19 protein-coding genes are annotated in these 26,599 nt (G+C 41.7%); 6 read left to right on the forward strand and 13 right to left on the reverse strand.

Annotated elements, in window-relative coordinates; translation table 11 throughout:
- Positions 1–41 precede the first annotated feature (41 nt).
- The gene (uvrC, locus tag AAA970_RS13925) at positions 42–1,844 is read left to right on the forward strand and encodes an excinuclease ABC subunit UvrC (protein ID WP_338237539.1); all 1,803 of its coding nucleotides are present in this window, start codon (positions 42–44) and stop codon (positions 1,842–1,844) included.
- Positions 1,845–1,877: 33 nt separating this feature from the next.
- Here uvrC and porN read toward each other — a convergent pair whose 3' ends face one another.
- From porN to AAA970_RS13960, 7 genes are all read right to left on the reverse strand, one after another.
- A complete protein-coding gene (gene porN, locus AAA970_RS13930; RefSeq protein ID WP_053406604.1) occupies positions 1,878–2,708 on the reverse strand; it encodes a type IX secretion system ring subunit PorN/GldN in 831 nt (276 codons plus the stop codon).
- A gap of 18 nt (positions 2,709–2,726) precedes the next feature.
- Positions 2,727–4,340, reverse strand: a complete 1,614-nt coding sequence (gene porM / locus AAA970_RS13935) for a type IX secretion system motor protein PorM/GldM (protein ID WP_338237540.1) — start codon at positions 4,338–4,340, stop codon at positions 2,727–2,729.
- 29 nt (positions 4,341–4,369) lie between these two features.
- Positions 4,370–5,245, reverse strand: a complete 876-nt coding sequence (gene porL, locus AAA970_RS13940; protein ID WP_338237541.1) for a type IX secretion system motor protein PorL/GldL — start codon at positions 5,243–5,245, stop codon at positions 4,370–4,372.
- Positions 5,246–5,294: 49 nt separating this feature from the next.
- Entirely contained in the window at positions 5,295–6,332 is a 1,038-nt protein-coding gene (gene porK / locus AAA970_RS13945; protein ID WP_157601162.1) for a T9SS ring complex lipoprotein PorK/GldK, read from the reverse strand.
- A gap of 127 nt (positions 6,333–6,459) precedes the next feature.
- Positions 6,460–7,419, reverse strand: a complete 960-nt coding sequence (locus AAA970_RS13950; protein ID WP_338237542.1) for a PorP/SprF family type IX secretion system membrane protein — start codon at positions 7,417–7,419, stop codon at positions 6,460–6,462.
- Between the two features lie 99 nt (positions 7,420–7,518).
- Entirely contained in the window at positions 7,519–8,295 is a 777-nt protein-coding gene (locus AAA970_RS13955; RefSeq protein WP_053406600.1) for a uroporphyrinogen-III synthase, read from the reverse strand.
- A 29-nt stretch (positions 8,296–8,324) separates the two neighbouring features.
- Positions 8,325–9,353: a DUF4271 domain-containing protein gene (locus AAA970_RS13960; RefSeq protein WP_338237543.1), complete on the reverse strand. Its 1,029-nt coding sequence runs from the start codon at positions 9,351–9,353 to the stop codon at positions 8,325–8,327.
- A gap of 113 nt (positions 9,354–9,466) precedes the next feature.
- On the opposite strand from AAA970_RS13960, the gene hemW reads away from it, so the two are divergent.
- Together hemW and AAA970_RS13970 are read left to right on the forward strand one after the other, a co-directional pair.
- Entirely contained in the window at positions 9,467–10,594 is a 1,128-nt protein-coding gene (gene hemW, locus AAA970_RS13965; protein WP_338237544.1) for a radical SAM family heme chaperone HemW, read from the forward strand.
- An 88-nt stretch (positions 10,595–10,682) separates the two neighbouring features.
- Complete coding sequence (locus tag AAA970_RS13970) at positions 10,683–11,051, forward strand: hypothetical protein (protein ID WP_338237545.1); 369 nt, start codon at positions 10,683–10,685, stop codon at positions 11,049–11,051.
- A gap of 148 nt (positions 11,052–11,199) precedes the next feature.
- On the opposite strand, the gene AAA970_RS13975 is transcribed toward AAA970_RS13970, so the two are convergent.
- Positions 11,200–11,952 (reverse strand): LytR/AlgR family response regulator transcription factor, encoded by a 753-nt coding sequence (locus AAA970_RS13975; RefSeq protein WP_338237546.1) that lies wholly within the window; start codon positions 11,950–11,952, stop codon positions 11,200–11,202.
- Complete coding sequence (locus tag AAA970_RS13980) at positions 11,930–12,991, reverse strand: sensor histidine kinase (protein WP_053406595.1); 1,062 nt, start codon at positions 12,989–12,991, stop codon at positions 11,930–11,932. The genes AAA970_RS13975 and AAA970_RS13980 overlap by 23 nt, the downstream gene beginning before the upstream one ends.
- Before the next feature lie 657 nt (positions 12,992–13,648).
- Here AAA970_RS13980 and AAA970_RS13985 point away from each other — a divergent pair.
- Entirely contained in the window at positions 13,649–13,963 is a 315-nt protein-coding gene (locus AAA970_RS13985; RefSeq protein WP_338237547.1) for a hypothetical protein, read from the forward strand.
- 283 nt (positions 13,964–14,246) lie between these two features.
- On the opposite strand, the gene uvrA is transcribed toward AAA970_RS13985, so the two are convergent.
- Both uvrA and AAA970_RS13995 read right to left on the reverse strand, forming a co-directional pair.
- Positions 14,247–17,096: an excinuclease ABC subunit UvrA gene (gene uvrA, locus AAA970_RS13990; protein ID WP_338237548.1), complete on the reverse strand. Its 2,850-nt coding sequence runs from the start codon at positions 17,094–17,096 to the stop codon at positions 14,247–14,249.
- Positions 17,097–17,442: 346 nt separating this feature from the next.
- Positions 17,443–18,066, reverse strand: coding sequence for an outer membrane beta-barrel protein (locus tag AAA970_RS13995; RefSeq protein WP_338237549.1), 624 nt, complete (start codon positions 18,064–18,066; stop codon positions 17,443–17,445).
- A gap of 374 nt (positions 18,067–18,440) precedes the next feature.
- Here AAA970_RS13995 and nrdD point away from each other — a divergent pair, with 374 nt between their 5' ends.
- Entirely contained in the window at positions 18,441–20,603 is a 2,163-nt protein-coding gene (nrdD, locus tag AAA970_RS14000) for an anaerobic ribonucleoside-triphosphate reductase (protein ID WP_338237550.1), read from the forward strand.
- Between the two features lie 293 nt (positions 20,604–20,896).
- On the opposite strand, the gene AAA970_RS14005 is transcribed toward nrdD, so the two are convergent.
- Positions 20,897–22,069, reverse strand: coding sequence for a M20 metallopeptidase family protein (locus AAA970_RS14005; protein ID WP_338237551.1), 1,173 nt, complete (start codon positions 22,067–22,069; stop codon positions 20,897–20,899).
- Between the two features lie 247 nt (positions 22,070–22,316).
- Here AAA970_RS14005 and AAA970_RS14010 point away from each other — a divergent pair, with 247 nt between their 5' ends.
- Positions 22,317–25,175, forward strand: a complete 2,859-nt coding sequence (locus AAA970_RS14010; RefSeq protein WP_338237552.1) for an AsmA family protein — start codon at positions 22,317–22,319, stop codon at positions 25,173–25,175.
- 768 nt (positions 25,176–25,943) lie between these two features.
- Here AAA970_RS14010 and AAA970_RS14015 read toward each other — a convergent pair.
- Entirely contained in the window at positions 25,944–26,558 is a 615-nt protein-coding gene (locus AAA970_RS14015; protein WP_060684867.1) for a YceI family protein, read from the reverse strand.
- Positions 26,559–26,599 lie beyond the last annotated feature (41 nt).

The raw sequence follows: 26,599 nt of genomic DNA on the forward strand, positions 1-26,599 counted from the left end.
GATATTGGACTTCCAATATCCGTTTTTTTGTTTCTATCATTATGGAAAGTAAGATTTACACGCCGGAACAAATCAATCAACTCCCTGATAAGCCCGGAATTTACCGTTATTTTAATGAGGAAAACACCCTCATTTACGTGGGAAAGGCTAAAAGCCTCAAAAAAAGAGTACAGAGCTATTTTTTCAATAAAAACCGGCACGACCGTAAAACACTAAAGCTGGTATCTGAAATTCATCATTTAGAAATCACCATCGTTGATTCGGAACTGGATGCCCTATTATTGGAAAATAACCATATTAAGGCCTATCAACCTAAATACAATATTCTGTTGAAGGATGATAAATCCTACCCCTACATCGTGGTAACCAATGAACCCTTTCCCAAAGTTTTCTCCACACGACAGTATAAAAAAGGCTATGGGAAATATTATGGCCCGTATTCCAATCTGCGCAGTATGAATACGGTCTTGGAGCTCATTAGGGAATTGTTTCATATTAGAACCTGTAGTTTAAATCTTACAGATAGAAATATTCAGGCCGGCAAGTTTGAGGTATGCCTGGAATACCATATTAAAAAATGCTATGGCCCCTGTGTAGGCAATCAATCTGCAGAAGATTACCAAAAAGACATCAGTCAAATCACTAATATCCTTAAAGGTAAACTTGGGTTAGCTAAATCATGGTTCAAAGAACAAATGAATATGGCAGCTCAGGAATTAGCCTTTGAAAGAGCTCAGGAATTCAAACATAAACTAGAGTACCTGGAAAAATTTCAAACCAAAACCGTCATCACTAATCCCAAATTTGAAGACTTAGATGTGATTAGCATTGTTAGTGATGATAGTTCCGCTTTTGTTCATTATATGAAAATCATCAATGGCGCAATAAGTCAAACCAAAACCATTGAAATCAAGAAAAAACTGCAGGAAACAGAAGCCGAAATACTTGCACTCTGCCTTATTGATTTTCGCAAAACTTTCCGAAGTGAGTCCGAAGAAGTGCTTACCAATATTCCAATAGAAAGCTGGCATAACGTACAAATCACTGTCCCAAAAATTGGAGACAAAAAGAAGCTAATTGAACTGGCCATTAAGAACGCCCTGTTCTTCAAGAAGGAAAAAATCAAAAACAATACGGCCTCCAAACAGGAAGAAAGTCGACTACTAAAAACCATGGCGCAGGATTTACGGATGAAAGTACTCCCTCGACATATCGAATGTTTTGACAACTCCAATATTCAGGGAAGTAACCCGGTGGCTTCCATGGTGTGTTTTAAAAATGGAAAGCCATCCAAAAAGGATTATCGTAAATTTCACATCAAAACAGTAGTAGGGCCGGATGACTTTGCCTCTATGAAGGAAGTGGTAGGGCGTCGATATCAAAGGCTTCTTAATGAAGATGCGCCTTTACCCGAACTAATCGTCATCGATGGAGGAAAAGGGCAGTTAAATGCCGCTGTGGAAGCTTTGAAGGAAATTGGAGTATATTCTAAACTGACAGTAGTGGGCATTGCCAAACGGCTGGAAGAACTCTACTATCCGGAAGATCAATACCCCCTCCACCTGGATAAAAAATCAGAAACCCTTCGTGTATTGCAACATATCAGAAATGAAGCCCACCGATTTGCCATTACTTTCCACCGAGACACCAGAAGTAAAAATTCCTTTCATACTATTTTGGATGAGATCCCCGGCATCGGCCCAAAATCAATTGAAAAATTATTGAGCAAATACAAATCAGTTGAAAAAATAAAGCAAATCCCCAAAAAAGAGCTTATCGAGCTCTTAGGTAAAAAAGGAGAAGTGGTTCACGATTTCCTTTCAAACAAAAAAGCCGGTGCATAATGCATCGGCCTTTTATGAGGTGTTATGATGGGATTAATATTCCCACAAGTTATGTTCGTACTCCATAAGTTTGTATTCCTCCTGCTGAGAGGCGTATAGCGCTCTTTTTGGATTTCCTCCATAGATAGAATACAAATCTTCATCCTGAGGATTATTCACCTTCCAGATACGTGCACTGAACAATCTTAGTAGAAAAGCATCGGCAAAGTTCACACTCTTAGATTGGTTGTACATATTGTACCATTGTGCTTTATCTGGCATGGCACGGAAAAGCTCCTCCAAATCTTTGTATCGGAAAGAAGCTAAAGTACCTTCCAATCCATTTACAGTTAAATCAGCAGGAATCTTAACAGTGATCGCCTGAAGATCGAAGTACATTCTAGATCTCTGATTATCGAAAATGGCATCCTCAACAATCTCCAGTAAATTTAATTCATCAGGTCGGATATAAGTTTTGGATGGACCTGCAGAAGCAGTCGCTCCACCTTCACCCCAATCTCCGCCGTCATCACCCCAGCCTCCGAAGTCACCTCCACCGGCATCGGTCTTAATTTCCAATCGGGACATAAACTCCTCTTTAGAAATCCGACGATCATCTGTTACAGAGTCAGTGTCGTAAGGAATTAACTCTCCATTTTGAACTGCCTCAATAATGAACTTAGTGATTTGATTATTTACTGCAAAAAACGGTTGATTTTGCTTTTCATTTAAATCCATTCTTCTCCAAACACGCTTTTTGAAAAGTTGCTTGGAATTATGAATGGGATGAACAGAATTTTCATTGTAGCCTACCTCTTCCTCCTGTGCCAATAGCGTAAAAGGAGTCAATAGCAATACGCAGAAAACTAAAACAAAATTTTTCATAACACCTGTTTAATTATTTTAATTGCTAATTGCAATATTCGTTACTACGTCAGCACCCATATCCACTACCTCAATTTCATTTCGGAAGTTTTTACGAACTACTTTCTTCACTTCAACTACCAAACGCATTCCTGCCTTCGCTTTACCCATTATTGCACCAAGGTCAGCTTGACCATTGGTTACTTTAATTGGTTTTGCTACCGGGCGAGAACCCTGCGCCAAGGTAATTTCTGCTTCCTGAATTCTATATTTAGAATCATTAGGCAAAAACTCAGCGAATGATTTATCTGGAGTAGCCTGTAATCTCACCTTACGCATGTTAGCGGAGGACTCTCCATTTTTCAAATTCACTTTTTTACCTTTCATATTGAAAATCTCGATGGTAGGTAATGGAATCTGACGAACTTTAAAATTCTCTGTTCCGATCACGTTACCTCCAGAAGATACCGTCAAAGCCACTGCCTTTGAGTTTGGCACTACCGTAACAATACCTTTCTTACTACCAGCAAATGTTTTACCACCTTTAGCTCTGAATGATGGCTGATAAGCAGAACCTAATGCGGGTACCTGAACATTCAATTCATTTCCACAATTCAGGTATAATGCCTGAACAGAAGCAGATTGAATTTGAATTACAGGCTTAGCCACAAAATACTCGATCTCCTCTTCAAACTTTTCCGCTTCACCACCCGCCTTAGGGATAGAGATGGTCGCTTTAAAAGTTTTACGCGCTAAACCGTCTTTGTCATATTTACCGGGAGTTGCCGTAAATTCAACCTCTCCTTTTCCATCAGCATTCACTTTAATTTGCTTATTATTCAAAGCCATTGTTGGTTTTATACCAGAAGAAGAGGCGGCAATAAACATTTGTGCCTTATACTTGGCTCCTGCTGCTACAACTTGTGATTCTGGTAAAACCATTGGAACGATTTCATCAAACTGAATGGTTCCCGCGCCAATCTTATCGCCCAAAGCTTTTAGCGTTTGTGCTTCTCTGGCCAAAATCTCTGATTCGAACTGTGATAAAGACGCTAAAACCGAAATCATCGGCGTATGCTCAAAGTTAAACGATTTAAAATCCTTTTTCCTAACTTCCTTGTTGTTAGCATATTCAGGCATATCCCCTGGTTCTAGGGCGATATCTTTTAAATCAACATTAACGTCTACACTTCCCGCAACCTCTCTGATGCCGGCAACATACGCGTTCAATTGTTCTTTAACCTCGTCTCCTTTTTTCTGCTGAATAAACCAAGTAGCCACCTTGTCCTCATCGGTCATGCCTTTTGGCAAACCAGTAGCTTCATCTATTCCTCCTGTTTTTTCAGTAAGCTCATCTTTTAGACCATCAACATAATTTAATGCTTTAGATGTCAGTTCACGAACTTCCCTTGCTTTCTGCAAAACTAATTTATCCTGCTCACGACCACTTTCGTCAACTTTGGCTTTCATTGCTTTATCAACAAGAATTCCATTACTGACATTCGTCTCGTTATTAGAACGGATTAAGGACTGATTGATGATATGGAATTTCTCCATTACCGACCCAGACACCTGCATTGCAATCAGAGCCAGGAATACGATATACATCAGCCCAATCAGCTGTTGTCTTGGGGTTTCTTTTCCTCCTGCCATTTTTTAAATATTTTTTATTGGAGAAAAAATTATCCTTTCATTGCAGTCAACATACTGCCGTAAACTTTATTCAAAGAGTTCAAGTTGTTGGTCAACTTGTTAATTTCACCTTTAAATTGCTCACTTTCTTTGGCTGCATCTGCCATATTAGACATGGCATTGGAGATATTACCATAGAACTTATTCATGGCTGCAATATGATCTTTAGAATCTTTCAATTCCATTTCATATACAGCATTCAAAGCAGACAAATTCTTGGTCACTACCTGAACCTGTCCATGATATTCTTTTGTATTATTCGCTACAGATGTCATAGAATCTGAAGCTGCTTTAGAAGCGGAAATCATTTGATGTACTGTCTGAGCAGTATTTGATGCCGCATCATTCATTGCTTTGATCGTATTTCCGTAAGCCTTATTTACTTCAACCATTTGAGAGGAAGCCTGCTTTACAGAAGTAGAATAATTGTTAGTGGCATCAACCACATCTCCCAAAGAAGACAACTTGGTTACTGAAGTGGAAAGGTCTTTCATTCCTTTACCAAGGCTGTTTACTAACTCAGGGCCAATTTTGGCAGAAGATAACATGCCATCCAACTTTTGTGCTACAGCGTCACCACCATTAGCAGTTGGTCTTTTTGCTGGCGCATTAGATCCAACATAATCATCTGCCAATTCCGGGTACACTCTGGACCATTCTGGATCTTTGTGCTGTGGAGCAAAAGCAAACATTAAGAACAAGACTGCTTCTACACCCATTCCCACCGGAAGGATAATTTCTGCGCCTGGATAGTGCATGATTTTAAACAATGCACCAACAATTACAACTGCGGCTCCGACACCTGTTGCAATAGGAGCAATTTTTTCATAAAAAAACTCCTTAAATCCACCTTTTTTCTTACTCATTTTCGCTTGATGTTTAGGTTATATATGGGATATATTATTTTTAAAATTACTAAAATTCTGTTCCGGAAGAACGACCCAAATAGGTCATTGCGCAACGGAAGCCAATATAGGAACGAGTTGAATCCTGATACTCAAAATCTCTAGTACCCAATTCCAGGTAATAAGCGATATCTTTCCAAGAACCTCCTCTAACCACTTTTCGTGGTTCATTTGCGTCATTATAAGTAGGGTTCATATCCCATACTAAAGCTGTAGCTGCCGGATTATAAGCATCCTGACACCACTCTGAAACATTTCCTGACATCTCGTAAAGTCCATAATCATTGGAAAAGAAAGAATAGACAGGAGAGGTGTAAGCATAACCATCATCGTAATAGTTACCTCGACCCGGTTTAAAGTTGGCTAACATACAACCTTTTGCATTTCTAAGGTAAGGACCACCCCAAGGGTATTTGGCCATATCACGTCCACCCCTGGCGGCGTATTCCCACTCGGCCTCGGAGGGCAATCTGAACTTTGGCATTGAAAATAAACCTTGGTCATTTCTCCAGGCATTCAGATAATTTGTTCTCCAATCACAGAAATACTGAGCAGCCACCCAACTCACTCCCACAACAGGGAATTCATCATAAGCCGGATGCTGATAATAACTTTCTAGCAATGGATCTCCGTAATGGTGGGTGAAATCTTTCATCCACACAGTAGTATCCGGGTAATATTTGGACATAATTTCCTCTTCCCCTAAAATACTTACGGAATCTTCTAAAAGATGGAAGACAAACTGGCGGTACTCATTATTGGTAATTTCGGAATCATCCATATAGAATGATCCAATGGTCACCTGTTTGTTCATGTTAATCTGGGAGCGGGCGACGTCTTCGTCAGCTTGTCCCATGTGGAAGGTACCTGCAGGAATTGGAATCATCCCGAATGGAATGTCCGGCGTCCAGCTTTCACGATCAAGGACACCTACCAGTTCCCCTTGGTCATCATAACCACCGCCGCCACCGAAAAGTCCGCAACTCTGCAGCGCGATTGTAATCAGTCCCATTGTAAAAATGGACCTGAAATTCTGCACAATATTCATAACACCTATTTTGAGAATTTGAATTCTTCTAATATAACTTGGTTGCATTCGAATTCAAAGATTTACCAATATAATGGTATCCTAAAGCCTAAACAACCAAAAGTAAAAATTACACAAAAATTTAACCTTAATGTCTAAATCTTGGAGTTCTAATAATCTTTTTATTAATGTCTCCAGAGATTGGTAACGCATAAGAAATCATAAATTCATGAGAAGTTGCTGCTTTAGCTCCTTGCCCAATCACCACAAAATCAAATGCATAACCTAATTTTAAAGAATTATCTTTAAGTAGCGAATACCCTAACAACAAACCAACAGACTCTGACCACCGAAAGTTCATCCCTCCCCACATTTTATCTTTGTATGTACCTCGAACGGCAAGTTCAGCAGTGTAAATAGCAAAGTCCGTGTGAAAAAATAAAGAAGGAGTAATGATCAAATCATAATTGAATTCGTAATCATAGCCCATAAACAAATTAAGGGCCGTCGGAATTTTATCGCGTAATTGGCTAGTAAACCCAAAATCAAAGGAAGCATCCAACAAATGATTATAGGCCAATCCTCCATAAAACTTTTGGGATTGAAAAAATATTCCCACCCCCATATCAGGTAAAACCTGCGAAACCTGACCGGAGGTCATCCAATCCTCATTTTCATTAGGGCGCCATTGGTAATTATCAAAGGCCCTGGAATACATCCCCACATTAACTCCAAAACTAAGTTTAGCCTCTTTAATTCTTAAATGGTAGGCATAATTAGCTCTTATTGAAAGATCATTAACTGCGGGTAAGGAAGAGTTCTCGATTACTAGGCCCACACCGCTGCGAATACGGTATACGGGCGCATCCAGCATGAGGAGCTGGGTATTTAATCCGGCATTACCATCAAAGGAAGAGGTATTTCCCAACCATTGCGATCTATGCAAAAGCGTCGCACGGGTATACCCCTCCACACCTGAATAGGCGGGATTAAAGGATAGGGGAACAAAAGGGGCGCTGGAATACATCGGAGCTTGCTGCGCAAAAGATGTATTTAGCCCTAAAACTCCTATCAAAAGAAGGGACAAAAAGGTGATGTTAAAACGCATAGGTTAGGTTGGGTACATTAAAAATTAAATACAGCGTTATTATCAACGCTATATTTAATTAAAATGTGATAAATATGCAAAGATTTTGATGTAGGTTTTTTACAATCCGTTCGCTTTTTTTACATAAAGCTCCAAAGCACCGGTCATAGATGGCGCATTTGGCAGCGGTGCTTCAATATCTAGATGCAAATTTGCATCTTTAACGGCCTTAGCCGTAGTTGGCCCAAAAGCGGCAATCCGTGTATTATTTTGCTTAAATTCGGGAAAATTCACGAACAAGCTATTGATCCCGGATGGACTAAAGAAGGCAATCAAATCGTAATTGACGTCAGACAAATCAGAAAGGTCGGATGCAACGGTTCTATAAATAATGGCCTCACTCCATTCCACCCCATTCTTCTCAAAGAAATTTGGTATATCATCCTTTCTAATATCAGAGCATGGAAAAACGTATTTTTCGTTTTTATGCTTTTTCAGGATTTCAATCAGATCCAAAGCGGTTCTTTGCCCAACAAATACTTTGCGCTTTCTAACCTGAATATACTTTTGCAAATAATTTGAAGTCTGCTCCGAGATACAAAAATATTTCATATCAGAAGGCACCTCAATTTTCAAATCTTTACACAACTTGAAAAAGTGGTCGACCGCATTTCTACTCGTAAAGATCACTGCGGTATGTGCCAAAATATCTACCTTTTGCTTTCTAAACTCCTTATAGCCTACTGGCTCAATTTGAATAAAAGGCCTGAAATCAATCTGAACGCCGTACTTCTTTGCTAAAGAAAAATACGGGGATTTATCGTTTGCCGGTTTTGGTTGGGAAACCAATATTTTTTTTACTGGTTTAATACTTTCTTTATCAGTAGAAGTAGACATAATTTAGATTGAAAAAATTCCGAATATCATCACCAATTCAACGCAATTTTAACGCCTACGAAAAGCGGTAAAATTTCTGAGGCACAAAGGTACGAAAATAAATTCAGATAACTAAACGAACCACTGACAGCTAGCCTAATAAGCAACCAGGCAGTTCTAAACAAACCAAGAAATATTACAATCCCCACTAAAAATTGAGAGGTAAGCCAAAACTGTTGGCCTGATAAAACTAAATATAACATAAAAATTAAGCCTGAATTAACATACCAAAAAGAAAGCTTTAAATACTCTAAAAAGTGGAGTGGGGGAATGTCATTCTTTTCCAGTATAGAACCCAGGTAGACCAAAAGGATATACTTCAAAAAGAAGAATAATACAATTAATAATGCCGATAACAAAAAATAAAAAATAATTGATTCATCATTTAAACCTTGGATCATTTCAGGCCTAAGCACCGATAGTGACGTAAAGAAAAGGGTTGCAATGGCCACCGAATGGAAAACAATCAACAGGGCATTCTCTTTTGAAAAAGGATTACTTTTCAAAAGGTTTAAATCCTTGTTGGCAGGACTACCAAATGGAGAAAGGTAACCCATAAAGGTTAATGGAAAAGCGTTTAAATATAAAGCATAAAGGGCTAACAAAGCCAAAATGGCGATCACCAAAAAGTCATCCAGCTTTAAATCCTGTCTTTCAGATAAACTTAATTGATGAGGCTCCGGGGGCTCCGCTTCCAAAGCTACCTCCAAGCCGGACAAGCCTGAGGGTTTAAAAAAACCGATTCTGACCAAACCCACATAATCCTGCACCTTAAAGTTTTCAAATCCATAATGGATAACGGTATCCTTGACAAAAAAATAAGTGGGCTCATCATTCACAAAGATAGCCGTATTGGAGGGCAAAGAAATCACCACCGGATGAAATTCTATTGACTTGAAGTGAAACTCTTTAAAATTTCCATAGTCTTTTTGAGGCTTTAAAGACTGACCAAATAAGGAAGCGCTTATAAAAAGAAGCGCTGAGATAAGGAAAAATAACCGATTAAATCTGCTTCGCATACTAAAATTTAATATCCCCAAAATTAACCAGCTCAAATTAAATTCCCACCTAATCCGAAATAATCATCGGCCATTATCCTCAATATCCCGCTCTATTTGTTTTCTTTGCATTAATGGCCGGTATTTATATTCATATTCCCTTTTGCAAGCAAGCTTGTTATTACTGCGATTTTCATTTCAGCACTAGCGGAAAGCTAAGAGAAGAAATGGTCGCCTCCATTATTTTAGAACTTTCCCTTAGACGGGAATACTTAGAGACTGAAACGGTAGAAACCATTTACTTTGGAGGTGGAACCCCTTCCCTCTTAAGCCCTGAAGAGCTGAGCCAGATCATTGAGGCTATTTACAAAAATTTCACCCTTATTCCCCAACCGGAAATTACCCTCGAGGCGAATCCCGATGACTTAAGCTTCACTTATTTAAAGGGTCTGCATCAAATCGGCATTAACCGATTAAGCATCGGCATTCAGAGCTTTTTCGAAAAAGACCTGAAGCTTTTGCACCGTGCACATGACCGTGAGCAGGCATTCAATGCGGTGGAAAATGCCCGAAAAGCAGGATTTAATAATCTAAATCTGGATCTGATTTATGCCATGCCACAAAGTTCCAATGAAGAATGGGAAGAAAATCTGGCGCTCATGATGAAGTTAAGACCAGCGCACCTTTCCGCATATGCACTGACCATTGAAGAAAAGACCGTCTTTGGGAATTGGTACCGGAAGGGAAAAATCCGACCCGTGGATGAAGACAAGGCCGCGGATCAACTCGAAATCCTCATAAAAACTACCGCTAATCATGGATATGAACATTATGAGGTTTCTAACTTTTGTTTGCCTGGCCTTGAATCTAAGCACAATAGCAGCTATTGGCTTCAAAAAAAATATTTGGGCATTGGCCCAGGTGCCCACAGCTACAATCATCAGGAAAGGCATTTCAATATTGCCAATAATGCTAAATATGTAAAGGCGATCAAAGAGGGCCAATTACCGCTTGATGGTGAAGTTCTTAGCCGAGAAGATCTGATTAATGAATATATCATGACCCGGCTTCGAACAAAATGGGGTTGCGACCTGGGACATCTTCAAAATCATCTGAATTTTGATTTAACCAAAGAACATGGCGCTTATCTGCAAAAACTGGAAAAAGATCATTTTCTGGAAAAACAGGGCGATGTACTTTTTTTGACCTCAAAAGGCAAAATGATAGCAGATCAAATTACAGAACACCTGTTTTTCATGTAAGATAAATGGCTTTTAGAAACATTTCCTCCTCAAAATAAGGTTGTATAACTGGGCCACCTGAAGCGGTCTTTTCTTTGAAAACAACCTCATGGAAATGATTAAAGATGAAAAAAGAGCTTTTTTCCTTTTAATGTGCCTAATGCTGCATTACCACGGATTAGATGAACATGAACAAAATATCATCAATTACGAGGCTTCCCAGCATGCAGAGGGAGAAAACCTGAAAGAATGGGCCCTTGAATTTATCAAAAGTGACTACCTCAATATTTTTGAACGGGCCAAAAAAGAGCTGAATCACATTCCACTGCAACCTGCCACCCGCTTAAATCACCTGCTCAAAGTCTGGGATTTACTCCATATTAAAGGATATATCACTGAAATGGAAGCAACAGCCATGATCCGGATAGCAGCTGAATGGGAATTACAGGAAAAACTGATTCAGCAAGTGAGGCCTTAGAGGGTGATTAAAGCAAACCATCCGGCTGCAAACTCATACTATTGGAAGCGATTTTGGATAATTTTTCACAATAGCGATGCTATTCGCTCAAAATAATCCTTTATCACTTCTGCAATACTTCTAATTTTCCCTGCTAATTTTTTGGCTTTTAAAGGCTCATCATGTCCTTGAATTTTGTGGCCTGCCTTCTGCTGACCTCCACTTTCTCTCCCCCCTTAAGCTCAAGCATTAGCCCCCCATTAAACCAGGGCTCAATTTTTTCAATCCACGCAAGATTAACAATATGCTTTCTTGAAACCCGAAAAAAATGGCGATCGTCCAAACGTTCATCCAAGGCATTGAGCGATTTATGAATCATGGGTTTAAATTGCTCAAAGTGCACCTTGATGTAGTTACCATCAGACTCAAAAAGCCTCACTTCCGATAATCGCACAAACCAACATCGGTCCCCATCCTTCACAAAAACCTGATCATTCACCCCAAGCACATCCCTTTTGGAACCCGCTTTTGCGCCAGACTCAATAGGATCCTGAGCCAAACTCACCTCACTACTATTCCCGGCAGCAATCTTTCTAATGGTATCTGCCAGCCGGTCCGGCTGAATAGGCTTGAGCAAATAATCCAGGGCGTTCACCTCAAAAGCCTGAATGGCATATTCATCATAAGCCGTGGCAAAAACCACCTGTGGGCTTTTATCCAGCATGGTTAAAAGGTCAAAACCGGATTTCCCCGGCATTTGAATATCCAGAAATATTAGATCCGGCTGCAGTTTATTAATTTGCTCATATGCATCATACACATTAACCGCCTCTCCAATTACTTCCACCTCAGGATGTGCCTTTAGTAAAGAAGCCAATTCTTTTCTGGCTAACCTTTCGTCATCTATTATTAATGCTCTCATAGTTTTCAGTTTTTTGCGGAATGCTTAATAAGGTTAAAACCTGATCACCATCCGGCCGGATTTCAAAAAGGGCACTATCGCCGAAAAGTAATTTAAGGCGCTGTCGCGTATTAGCTATACCATAACCCTTTGCGTTTTTCAATTTTTCCTGATTCAATTTACCACTGTTAACAATACTAAGCAAAACTGAATCCTCTTCTTCCAGCCACTGGCTTTTTATCAAAAGTTCTCCTCCATGCGTCAAATTGGCTATTCCATGTTTAATTCCATTCTCGACCAGCGTTTGAACCATTAACGGAGGAACAAGGCGGTTCAGGGTTTCCGGGGCAATTTCAAACTCATATTCCAGCCTTTCCTCGAAGCGGATTTTCTCTAAAGCCAAATAATCCGAAACTGTTCGTAACTCATCCCGCAAAGGAATTAACTTTTTCCTGTCCATGGCGAGGGAATTCCTTAGGAGACCTGAAAGCTGTGTAATCGCCACTTTCGCATCCTCCGGCTGCTCAGAAACCAGCGCACGAATAGAATTCAATGCATTGAAAATAAAATGGGGGTTCATTTGAGACTTCAGTCTATTCAACTCAAACTCTCTGGAAGCTGCCAAATATTTTAAAGTCTGATTGCGCTGATCAAGATAATGGTACAGTACATACAATACTGCCCAAAGAAAATAAAAAAGCATGGATGAGGAAACGGACACCACAATAAACAGGGAATCAAAATCATGCATAGGATCCAATGCCCCGGTAAGGAAATAGGCGATAATCTGAAAACAATAATTGGAAACCGCTAAGAGGAAAGAAGACAGAATAACGAGTCCTCCAAGTCGATTCAAATTAAATTTCATCCACTGATTCAGGCGGATATATTCTCGAAAAAGGTGAGTAGAAACTAAATAATAACCCGCCAGTGCAAAAATCTCGAATGCTTTCTCCGGCGCAAAATTATTGGAAATAATTAAAAGCACGATGTGCAAGCAGGCATAGGTGGACCATCCCATCACCTGAATTAACCAATATGCTCTTAATTTTTTCATCATCTTTTTGCTCAATTTACTCAGCCTGCACAAAGAAGAAAGCTATTTTTTGATCAAAGGTCGATTCATCCCCTTAGAGGAAAAATATCTCCATTAACCCAATTTATGCATGCGGAAATCCTCGTTTTCTACAATGTGGGAAAAAGACCGGGATCTTGCCTATTTAAAGTTTTTTATTCCAAGGAGCTTATGATTGGGGAGAAAGCAAGCTTACCCCAATTTGCGCATAAAAAAATCAGCGACCTCCAATACAATAAACTGACAGCAACCCTATTATCTAGACCTACTAAATTTATCGGCAAAAAATTCAGGTTTACCCACTGGTCTCTCGCCCCTCCATCAACTTTAAAATCATTATTCTCAATTCAGTGGAAAAGCAACATTTTATTACCCGGGCTCAAAATCATCTACAAAAGCCAAAGCATGACAATTGTCAGAAACGCAAAAAGCCGCCCTCAACATTCGACTAAGTTTAAACCATTTGCGATCCACAACCAGCGAATAAGCGCCATTCCCTCACCTCTATTTTTATTAAAAAATTGATTTTCGTAAAAAATATTACATCAAACTTACTTAACCCAAAAGCACTTTATTCCGTTCGATTTTATATATTTACAAATATAAAGATCTAATAAGTGGCCATTTTTAAATTTCAAGGCTATGAAAGGTTTAAAAATTACATTATTCGCAATTTTCAACATCTTCCTTTTAAATTCTGCAACAGCTTTTGTAGAAAATGAAAATTACGCAAAAGCACCCGGTAATGAACCGGAATGGATGGAAGAAAATGTTGAATTGGAACTTTTTGCCGATCACCACAAATTCATTTTGATCAATGCATTCGGGGATATCATCAGAAGTGAGGAGACGGAGGATTTGAAAGCATTGGAAGATCACCCTGCCATGCGACCATTATTAAAACATGCATTTTTTATTACCCAAATTGATGGGGACGCTTATTATATGCTCATGTAAGCTTTTTTCTGATAATTTTGAATGACAATAGCCCTGCCCTTTTAGTAAAAGGCAGGGCGTTTTTTATTTAAGCCGAATGAACCATGCTTAAATCCTCGTTTACCGGCAAGACAGGAAGAATGAAGGAATTTTTCCCATTTCGTTAACTTCCAAGGAAGCAGATGAAGGAGGAGAAAGCAAGCCTAGCCATATATGGGCTATTAAAAATCCAGGAAAACCATTCCTAACGAACTTATAATTAGTCCATTTCGTGGTTTCCTGAGACTGACGGTAGTTCAATCGGCTAAAGCTCTGCTTTTAGGAATCGGCCTGTGTGAGATTTCCGCTTCCGTGCAATCTCCTGTGGTGTTCCGGTAGCGATAATGGTTCCACCTTCAGCCCCGCCTTCAGGCCCGAGATCAATCACATGGTCCGCTACTTTCACCATATCCAGGTTATGCTCAATCACTAAGACGGTATTTCCTTTATCCACCAGTTTATTCAAAACATCCAACAGGTGCTGGATATCCTGAAAATGCAGCCCGGTAGTGGGCTCATCCAGAATATAGAACGTCTTCCCTGTATCTCTTTTGGAAAGTTCTGTGGCCAGCTTCACTCGCTGGGCTTCTCCCCCGGAAAGGGTGGTCGCATGCTGACCCAGGGAAATATAACCAAGTCCCACTTCCTCCAGCGTTTTGATTTTCCTTAAAATCTTAGGTTGATTTTCAAAAAACTCCACGGCCTGGGATACCGTCATGTCCAGAACATCCGAAATGGACTTCCCTTTAAATCGGACCTCCAGTGTTTCTCTGTTATATCTTTTTCCTTTACAGGTTTCACAATGAACATGTACATTCGGCAGAAAGTCCATCTCAATCAGTTTCATACCGGCCCCTTCACAGGTCTCGCATCTTCCGCCTTTCACATTAAAGGAAAAACGTCCCGGCTTATAGCCCCGAATCTTCGCCTCCGGTAATGCGGAGAACAATGCTCGTATATCGGTAAAAACCCCGGTGTAAGTAGCCGGGTTAGATCTAGGCGTCCTTCCGATCGGAGACTGATCCACCTCAATGACCTTATCGATTTCCTTCAATCCATCAATAGAATCATAAGGCATCGGCTCTTTATGAGAGCGATAAAAATGATTACTCAAAATAGGGTAGAGGGTCTCATGAATCAGGGTAGACTTACCGGAACCTGAAACTCCGGTAACCAGAATCATTTTTCCCAATGGGAAATCAACGGACACATTCTTCAGATTATTCCCTTTTGCTCCTTTAAGCGACAGGAAAGTCCCTTTCCCTTCTCTCACTTTTTCAGGAATGGCAATTTCATTTTTCCCGCTGAGGTAATCCGAAGTATTGGATCTTTGTTTCAATAATTCTTCAGGGGCACCTTCGGCTACAATCTGTCCACCGTGTCGACCTGCACCCGGACCAATATCCAGCACATAATCCGAGGCGAGCATCATGTCCTTGTCATGCTCTACCACCACGACAGTATTCCCCACGTCACGTAAGGATTTCAATGAGTTGATCAGTTTTTCATTGTCCCGTTGATGCAGCCCAATACTCGGCTCATCCAATATATACATCACCCCGACCAGCTGGGTACCAATTTGGGTGGCCAGTCGAATACGCTGTGCTTCCCCTCCGGACAAAGTCTTCAGGGGGCGATTCAATGTCAAATAATACAAACCCACATCTAATAAAAAGCCTAATCGCTTACGAATTTCCTTTAGAACTTCAGTGGCAATAACTTTTTGACGATCATTCAGGCGATCTTCCAGACCTACCAGCCATTCGCCCAATTGTTTCAGGCTCATTTCGGCCAGCTGAGAAATATTCTTCCCATCAATCAGAAAATGTCGGGATTCAATTCTTAAGCGACTCCCTTCACATTCCGGGCAGGTTTTTCTTGCGACAAAATCCTTGACCTGGGCCTGCATTTTCTCAGTGCCCTGATCCATAATTTGCGAAAGCAATTTATATACGCCTTCAAATTTGGTATTCCACTCCGTGCCCGGATATTTTTTGGAAGCTACCGGAACCGGTTCATCATCCCCGTTCAAAATTTTATCCATCACCTCTTTGGGGATGTCTTTGATCGGCGTACTTACCTTACAATCGTTGCGCTTGAGGATGGCATCGATTTTTTTAAAGAACCAGGTATCCCGATATTCTCCCAAAGGAGCAATACCTCCACGACTAATACTAAGGCTTTCATCAGGAATAATAGAGTCCTGGGTAAACTTCTCAATCACGCCTAGTCCGTTACATTTCGGACAGGCACCGTAAGGGGAGTTAAAGGAAAAGGAATTTGGTGCGGGCTCATCATAAGCCAGGCCGGAAGCCGGATCCATAAGCATTTTAGAGAAATAATGAATATCTCCCTCCTCATCCTGCAGGAAAATCAATCCTTTACCATGCTGCATGGCCACTTTTACCGACTGAGCCAGGCGAAAACGGTCTTTTTCGGCCACCTTCAGGCGATCCACCACAATTTCAATATCATGAGTTTTGTACCGATCTACCTGCATTTTAGGCTCCAGATCCATAATCTCGCCATCAATACGGGCTTTGGTGAAGCCTAATTTCCGGATCTGCACAAACAATTCCCGATAATGCCCTTTACGGCCTTTCACTACCGGAGCCAACAAGATGGCTTTCTTTCCCTCATAAGCCCTGATGATCTGATCAATGATCTGATCCTCGGACTGCTTGCTCATCTTATTACCGGTGAGATAAGAAAAAGCCTCAGAAGCACGGGCATACAACAATCGAAGGAAATCATATACCTCCGTGGTGGTTCCTACGGTGGACCTTGGGTTACGCGCCGTTGTTTTTTGCTCTATCGAAATCACCGGACTCAGGCCCTCGATTTTATCCACATCCGGACGCTCCATACCGCCCATAAACGAGCGGGCATAAGCCGAAAAGCTCTCCATATACCTGCGCTGCCCCTCTGCATAGATGGTATCAAAGGCAAGAGAAGACTTTCCACTTCCACTCACACCGGTAATGACCACCATTTTATTGCGGGGAAATTTTACGTCTATATTTTTCAGGTTATGTTCGCGGGCTCCGTAAACCGCCACATGGCTGTGACCGGTTTGATCGAAGCCATTTGATTCAACAGCTTTCTTCTTAGGCATAGTTCTTAATGTCAGCACCAATCAACAAAGATAACAAATGGCTTCAAGAATGAAACCATTCCCCCCAATCAAAAAAAGGAACCAGCTGTAGCCCAGAGGTTCCTTACTTTTTCAAAATCTTTTTAACTCGAATTACCCCTGCTTCAATACTCAATTAGCTGCAAGGCGGGAAAATGAAGGAATTTTGCCTATTTCAAGCTCTTCCCAAGGAAGCTGATGAATGAGGAGCAAGCACGATTACCCACATTTGGGCGATGAATAAATCAGTGAAATCACCCAAAACAACCCCTTAATAAACCCTTTAGCGCTACTTTCTGAAATTAGCGGAGAATAATCGGGCTTTAGTTTATTGCCCTAAACGAATGCTGAGTCCCAGAGAGAAATCCCCCTGCACCATGATGGCCGTGCTTCCGACACTCACACCTGCGCTGGGTCCGCCAGTGCCTATCCCCCCATAAATTCCTCCACCGGCAAAGTATAGCGGCATCATCATCCGCGCCTGAAACTTCAGGGCCATCTGATCATTGAACCAATATTTCAGGCCTCCGCCAAACATGACCGAAAACCGCCATTCATCATCAATATCATTCACCTTTGGAGAGGCCCAGCCTGCACCGGCATTCAACAACACAAAGGGTTCTGCCGGTCCCTGTCCAAAAGACCGAACCGCTCCCAACTGAATATACTGAACTGCCAGATCAAAAGAGCGGTCTTCAAATCCACCCCGATAAGCCCGGAATTCTGCATCGGTATCCATACGGGTATAAGACAACTCCACCGCCATACCTTCCCGTATGGGATAAGCCAGCTGAAGTCCATAATTTACCTGATCATTAATTTTGAATTTCCCCTCCCAGAAATCAATACTTCCTCCTAACTGGTAACCGACCATGGGAGATATTTCTACTTGGGCAAAAGAAAAAAGCGGAAGCAGACAAAAAAATCCGAAAAACAGTATTCTATTCATCATTTGAGTTTAGTTGTGATAAAGAATGAAGAAGCCATTGGAAACAAGTCAATTATTGCACCCATTATAGATTCACTAACAATTTTCATATATATACGGGATTTTTCCTACTACAAGCCGCAATTGCACTTAAAAAAAATTCACCCCGCTTCTAGTTCAATAATCAACCAATCAAGAGCTCCCTTTTATCACTTTTTAAATACGGAGCCTCCCCGCTAACGAAAAAACAACCTTCAAGCCACTGAAAAACAACCCCTTAATCCACTTCCCTAACAATTATCAGCTCACCAGGTGATTTTACCTTGCCTTTTGCCGGCGCAGATTATTGAAATTAAAACTGCCTACTTAATTCTTCCTACCCAAAAAAACGATTATTCATGAATGTCATCAAACGAAGCGGGGCCGTGGAACCCTTTGAAATGAACAGAATTTCCATCGCAGTCGGAAAAGCCGGCGCAAGCTCATCCTTTGCACAAAACATCGCCAATGAAGTGCAAAGTCAGATTTCCTCTTCTAATTACCAATACCTTTCGGTCTATGATATTGAGCGATTGGTGGAAGACCGTTTGATGTACCATAATGAATATGAAATAGCAAGAAGTTATATCGAATACAGAAAAATAAGAGCGGTATCCCGCCAAACTGATAGCATGATTCTCAAATTTGCAGATGAGGCCATTAACCTCTCCAATATTGAGAATGAAAATGCCAATATGCCAGAGCACGTCTTCACGGCCAAATTGACGCGCATGTCTTCAGAGGTATCCAAGGAATATGCGAAAAACTTCCTGATTCCAAAGAAACACATCAAGATGCATGAAGAGGGCTGGATCTACTTCCATGACTTTAACTCCTATGCTGTGGGCATGCAGAACTGCATGTTCGTGGATCTGGGAGACTTAATGAGCCGCCCCATTTACACCAGCAATGGTTCCATGCGTCCGCCTCGTTCCATCCGTTCCGCCATGCAGTTGGTGGCCGTAATCTTCCAGTGCCAGTCCAACTGCCAGTTTGGAGGAATTGCGTCCAACAAATTTGATTACGATATGGCACCCTTCATCGGGCTATCGTTTAAAAAACATTTTGCCAATGCGGCGGAGCTTCTGGGCATATTTGCCGAAGAAACACTGGAAATTCGCATGGAAAATGAGGAACTGGAAAAAGCGTATCCCAATGCTTACGCCTATGCGCTGAACAAAACCCGCGAAGAGGCTTTTCAGGCGGCGGAGGCGCTAATCCACAATTTGAATCATCTGGAATCCCGGGCAGGAAACCAATTGCCCTTCGTTTCCATCAACTACGGAACCGATACCTCACCGGAAGGCCGCTTGGTCATTGAATCCATGCTACGCTCCACTCTTAAAGGAATAGGGAAAGAATTTTCCACACCCATTTTCCCGATCCAAATCTGGAAATACAAGAAAGGCGTTTCTGATGAAAACGGACGCAATGCAGATTTATTAAATTTAGCCATCGAGTGTACTACCAAGCGGGTTTATCCAAACTATGTGAATGTAGATGCGGAAGTATACCAAGCTAAAAATCCGGATGAAGAAGCGGCTACCATGGGGTGCCGCACCCGAAACGGGGTCAACCGCCATGGATCTAATGGAAAATCTGGTCGGGGAAATCTGAGTCCTATTACCATTAACCTCCCTAAGCTGGCCATTGAGGTAAGCAAAATGGAAGAAGGAGAGCTTTGGGAGAATTTCTTCGGAAAACTTTCCGAAATGGTAGACACCGGCGTGGACATGTTGACGGAGAGACTGAAATGGCAGAAAAAACAGCTGGCCAAATCTGCTCCCTTCATGTATCGCAATGACACTTGGAAGGGGGGCGCCAAGCTGGCAGATAATGACCGCATCGGGGATACTTTAAACAGTGGTACGCTGGCGGTAGGCTTTATTGGCCTGGCGGAAACCCTGATTGTGTTGATGGGCAAACACCATGGAGAAGATGCCCAGGCCTATGAAAAAGGGCAGCAAATCATTCAGTTCCTGTATGAGAAAGTCAGCGGACATGCCGAAAGAACCAATCTGAATCTCTCGCTATATGCCACCCCGGCCGAATCGCTCTGTCATAAATTCGCGAAGCTATTGAAAAAGCAATATGGGGAAATCAAAAATGTGAGTGATAAGGACTATATCACCAACTCATTTCATATTCCGGTATGGCATTCACTGGATGCGATTGAGAAGGTGGAAAAAGAAGCCTTTTTTCACAATTACTGCACCGGAGGGTCAATCACTTATGTGGAATTAAACTCTGATATCAGCGAAAATGCGGAGATACTCCTGCCAGTAATCAAACACGCTATGGAGGCCGGCGTATACTATTTCGCCATGAATATTCCATATGATGAATGCCTGGAATGCGGAGATAAGGGCCTGTTTAAAGACACCTGTCCCTCCTGCGGATCCGATAAACTAATGAAATTAAGAAGAGTAACCGGCTATATCACCGGCAACTACCGTGATCGCTTCAATAATGGTAAGCAGGAAGAAGTGCATCACCGTGTAAAACATGACCTCAAACAATAACCTACCGCATGGCGGTGAACCTAATCCATAAATGGATTCTTTGAGGGCGGATTTTTCCGCCCTTTTTTTGACTCTGATTACTCAAGCGCACCTCCTCCTTTAGCTGCAAGGCGGGAAAAATCAAGGCATCGTCTCCCTGTTTCGTTTTTTTCCATGGAAGCAGAACAATGAATAGAAAGCAAGCTTGCTCCAATTTGGACTATCAAAAAATCAGCAAACCCAAAAGTAATGTGCTAATTATGAAACTTTTGAGTTATCTCCCTGAGTCTAACGACGAATAATTTATGCTTATTTTAGCCTTTCATCAGTTCCAGGGCAGTCTGTGCCAGCCATGCGGTTCCGAGTGGAAGCATGTCCTCATTCAAATTCATCCTGGGATGGTGAAGGGAATAAGAGACCTCAGGCGTAATCTGAGTACCCAACAATCCAAAAACTGAAGGCACTGCCTGTGCCATGAAAGAAAAATCTTCCGCCCCCATATTCGGCCCTAAAGCAATAATGGCCTGCTCTCCCAGTAACTCCTTAGCCACTGCTCGGCCCACTTTAGTCGGGGTCGGGTGATTTTCAGTTACGTCATAATGTTGCGTAATTTCATAAGAAGCCTTCGCGCCATGCATACCGGCGGTTTGCTGAATAATCGTCTGAATGCGCTCCCGGATATACGCCATAGATTCCTGACTTAAAGCACGGCATGTGCCCCTTAACACCACTTTATCAGCAATCACATTAGGTGCAAATCCACCCTCAATGGTTCCGATAGACACCACTCCGCTTTCCGTTGGGGATATATTTCGTGCTACAATGGCCTGCAGATTATTGATAATTTGTGCAGCGACATATACTGCATCCACACCCATTTCAGGAGATAGTCCTCCATGGGAAGCCCTGCCTTCCACTACTATGGTAAACACATCTGCCGCCGCCATTACCGGGCCGTCCGTCAGGCTCATCATGCCTGAAGGCATCATCGGCACCTGGTGCAAGGCCACTGCATAATCCACGCCCTCCATCACATTTTCCTTCACCATGCGCTCTCCCCCCGAAAAACGATCAGGATCATCATAATTATTTTCTTCTGCCGGCTGGAAAATCAATCGGATTCCACCCTCAAATTCTTCTTCTTTCAATATTTGTGCAGCGCCCAGCAACATGGCGGTATGCGCATCATGGCCACAAGCATGAGAAACATTCGGTATTTGAGAAGCGAAAGGTAGTCCGGTGGCTTCCTGAATGGGCAGAGCATCCATATCTGCCCGAAGCGCAATCAATGGCCCGGCCCCTTTTCTAAACTCCGCGACCACTCCGGTTTTGGCCACCTCCATTTGGGGTTCCAAGCCCAGTTTTCGCAATTCTCCTGCCACCAGATTTGCCGTTTCATATTCCTGATATCCCAGTTCCGGATTAGCATGAATTTTCCGTCGAATATCAATGATGTAATCTTTCAGGGCAAGGGCTTTGGTTTTCATTTTGGTTGGGCTTTTATGTAAAATTGATTTATGGATTTAACTCTAAGGAAAAAGACGTCATGGATTAAAGACAAGTTATAGTCGATTATAAAAATATTTCAATATCAGAGGAATTCTGTTTTTCCAATTAACGGATTAAAGATTACTTAAAAACCGGTCGATTTCTTTCTAATTTCTCATTTTTTCCGCTCAATTTATTGTACATTGTTCGCTATAATCCCGACAAACCAATTATTTCCCTTTCAAAATGAAAAAGTTTCTTATTGGTCTGGGCACCCTATTTGTGCTACTGATACTGGCCTTGGCCATTGCCCCATTCTTACTAAAAGGAAAAATTGAATCTGCCGTAAATACGGCTTTAGATGAAAATTTAAATGCGGATGTATATTACGATTCCGAACAATTTTCCCTTTCCTTCTTCAAAGATTTCCCCAACCTGACGGTAAGCATGGGAGATTTTGGAGTGGTGGGACACGCTCCTTTTGAGCAGGACACCCTCGCCCAAATCGGAGAGTTCAGCCTGTCTGTTAATGTAGGCAGCGTGCTGAGTGGTTCCATTGCCTTAAATGAAATTATTCTGGATCGCCCGGATATCCGTGTGAAAGTATTAAAAGACGGCAGCGCCAATTATGACATTGCCAAAAGTGATGAAACCGCTGTTGAAGAACGCCCTGAAGAATCCAGCGGGGGAAGTGGCGCCTCTTTTTCCATTGATCATTGGGAGATTATCGATGGTAAATTAAGCTATGACGATTTTGGCAGTCAGATGCACCTGGTGATTGATGGCTTGCAACATCAGGGAGAAGGTGATTTTGATCAGGACATTTTCGACTTGTCATCTCATACCCAAATCGGAGAGATGAGCTTTGCCATGGAAGGCACCGAGTATTTGCACAAAAGAGCTTTGGAAGCAGATGCTACCATCAACATTAACCTTCCGCATATGAAATTTACTTTTAAGGAGAACACCCTTCGGCTGAATGAGCTCGCTCTGGGCTTTGATGGTTATGTGGCCATGCCGGCAGAAGATATTGAGATGGATCTGACTTTCGCCTCAAAAGACAATTCTTTAAAAGCCGTTTTATCCCTTATTCCGGAAGAATTCATGAAGGATCTGGAAGGATTTAAGTCCGATGGTGAATTTGACATTCACGGTCACGCCAAAGGCATTTTTAATGACAATCAAATGCCTGCTTTTGGCTTAAGCGTGAATGTGGAAGACGGAAAAATACAATATCCGGATTTACCTACTGCCATCCGCAATCTGAATATGGCTATGGAAATTGAAAATAAGGATGGCATCATTGAAAACACCAGTGTGAATATCCCCAAATTCCATATGGACCTGGGTAAAAATCCGATAGACGCCAAATTGTTGGTAAAGGATTTAAAAAAATACAACATTGAAGGTAATTTGAAAGGCACCATTGACCTGGCCGATTTGAGTGATCTGGCCCATCAGGAAGGCCTAACCATGAAAGGAATTTACAAAGTCGACATCTCAGCAGACGGGTATTACGACAGTCTGACCAATACCATTCCGAAGCTGGATGGAAGCATGAGTTTAGCCAATGGCTATTTCCAGACGGCTGATTTCCCGATTCCGGTAAAGAATGTCGGCTTCAATGCTGCACTGAAAAGCCCGGAAGGTAAAATGAGCACCGCCTTCCTAAAGGTGAATGACTTCAAAATGACCATGGAGAAAGAAGTATTTGACGCTTCCATGCTCATTCAAAACTTCAACAACCCAAGCTGGGATGTGAAAGCCAAAGGTAATATTGATTTGGCTACGATGGCCAAAGCTTTCCAGCTGGACAGCATGGAACTGAGTGGAAAGATTTATGCCGACATTGTGACCAAAGGAAAAATGTCGGACCTGGAAGCGGAAGCCTATGATAAATTACCCACCAGCGGAAAAGTTACGCTGGCGAATTTATTCTATGCAGATGCCGACCTGCCACAGGGCTTACGCATTGCCAATGCAGAGGCTAATTTTACCCCTAAAACCATCACCCTTTCCGGCATGACCGGCAAAGTGGGCAATAGTGATATTGCGTTAAATGGTAAGCTAAAAAACTATCTGGCCTATGCCCTGAAAGATGAAACCCTGACCGGCGACATCAACTTTACCAGTAAACGCTTTAACTTGAACCAGTTTATGGTTGAAGAAACCGAGGAGGAAAAAGGAAAAGCCGAGACCAAAGATCCGGAAACAGCAGAAGGGATAGTGGAAATCCCCAAAAACATTAATATGGTCCTCAATGCCAATATTAAAGAAACCATTTATGATGAAATGACGCTGACGGACCTGAAAGGAAAGATCATTTTGAAAAATGGCATTGCCTCCATGGAAGGGGTCACCTTTAACACCATGGGCGGGCAAATTGCTTTAAAAGGCGCCTACAACAGTGCTAACCCAAAAAATCCGACCTTCGATTTCGACTTTGACATGAGCAATATTGACATTCCTCAGGCTTACAAATCTCTGAATACTGTAAGAGCGGCAGCACCGGTAGCGCAAAATATGAATGGTAAATTCAATACCAAATTCGCCATGAAGGGCAGCCTCCTGCAGGATATGACGCCGAATTTTGATGCGCTGAATGGTGGGGGAGATATTAAAATCAATCAAGCATCTGTGAACAATTCCGGTTTGGTGCAGGGTATATCATCTATTTCCGGATTCAGTTCTTCGAATAAAACCATCGACCTGAAAGATGTGATTATGTCCACCAAAATTGAGAATGGTCGGGTGAAGGTACAGCCTTTCGATGTTCAGATTGGAGAGTACACCGCAACTATTCAGGGTAGTAATGGATTTGATAAGTCTTTGGATTACAAAATGAGTGTAGTCGTTCCGACAGGTGGACTGGGCGATGAGGCCAACAAGGTCATCTCCGGTTTATTAGGCGGCAACACCAAGGCCGTTCCGGATGCAATGCGCTTTAAATTTGACATTGGCGGTAACTATGATAAGCCGACTTATAAACTGGCCGGCACCGAATCCATTACCACCAAGACCTCCTCTGAAAAAAGACAGGAGGATAGAGAGCAGAAAAAAGATGTAAAAGATGAAGCGAAGAAGATTCTGGATAATCTTTTCTAAACTTCCTCCATTAATAAAACTTAAAGGAGGTCAGGTAATGCCTGACCTCCTTTTTTTGTCCGGAAGCAAATCACAGAGACGCTTTTTAGTCGGCCCAATTTTTCAGGCAACAGCGCCCGCAGCATTCGATTTTTTTATGATTACCAGTGTAGCGGACTTACCGGAAGTTGGCCACTAGGGTCGTTTAGAATGAATTTACACCCTTATCTTTTACCGAAGGTTTACTTTTTTTCATTTTGAACCGATATAAAATCAAGCCTCTAATCAATTCGGACGAGCCATTAAAGATGCTCCAGAAAGCTATTGAGGCTATTTTTGGGACCAATGACATAATGAGCGCGATTTATGGGATTACAGCGTATTACACCCTGATAGGGGTGCAACGATAATGCGCTTTAACCCGGATTATTCATGCTTTTATCCTCGTTTAGCTGCAAGGCGGGAAAAATGAAGGAATTTTTCCTATTTCGAGTTTTTTCCAACGAAGCAGATGAATGAGGAGAAAGCAAGCTTGCCCAAATTTGGGCTATAAAAAAATCAGTCGACACGAATGTACTATATTGATAATTAACTAATTAAAGCAAACCCCTGAATCTGGCGGTGAATAATTCGGCTTAGATCAAACACATAAGGGGAGCTGTAGTAAGTCTACCTCCTTCATAATGCATTGGCATGGATACCCCTGAGTCAGGATTGTTTCCAGTCAAAAAAAAGCACGAATCAAAAAGACCCGTGCTCCCCAAAATTAAGTATAAATTGATTGTAATATTATCCAGCAACTGCTTTAGCGCTCAAATCAATATCCAAAGTGAACTCATCATAGATGGTTTTGTCCCCTAGATTATCGAAGAAGCTACCGGAACCGTAACGAATGTCAAACTCAGTACGGTCAACTTTAACCGTTGCTTTCGCAGTCAGTACGTTTTTATCAGCATCAATAGTCGCTGGGAATTTGATCTCTTTAGTAATGCCTTTAATCGTCAATTTACCCACGACTTTATACTCATTCTTCTCTTTACCCTGACGATAAGCCTTGATAATTTCAAATTTAGAAGTCTCGTATTTCTCCACACCAAAAAAGTCCTCAGACTTCAGGTGGCCCTCCAGCTTCCCTTTGTATTCTCCTTCCAAATCCTTCACGTCAATAGAAGTCATATCTAAAATGAAGGTTCCTGACAACTGATCTCCGTCCATAGACAACGTGCCTTCTTTCACCTTTACCGTTCCCCAATGACTACCAGTCACTTTTTCTCCTGTCCACTTTACATTCGTTTTGGCCACTTCTACAGCATATTGTTTTTCTGCACCTTTAAATGCGAAGGTCACTAATGCGATCATCAAAACTGCCGCTACATTCAACAGAGATTTGTTAATTGATTTCATGGTTAAATTTGTTTGTATTAATTATTGTTGTTTATACATCA

The sequence above is a fragment of the Persicobacter diffluens genome, assembly GCF_036244895.1.
GTDB classification, from domain to species: Bacteria; Bacteroidota; Bacteroidia; order Cytophagales; family Cyclobacteriaceae; genus Persicobacter; species Persicobacter diffluens.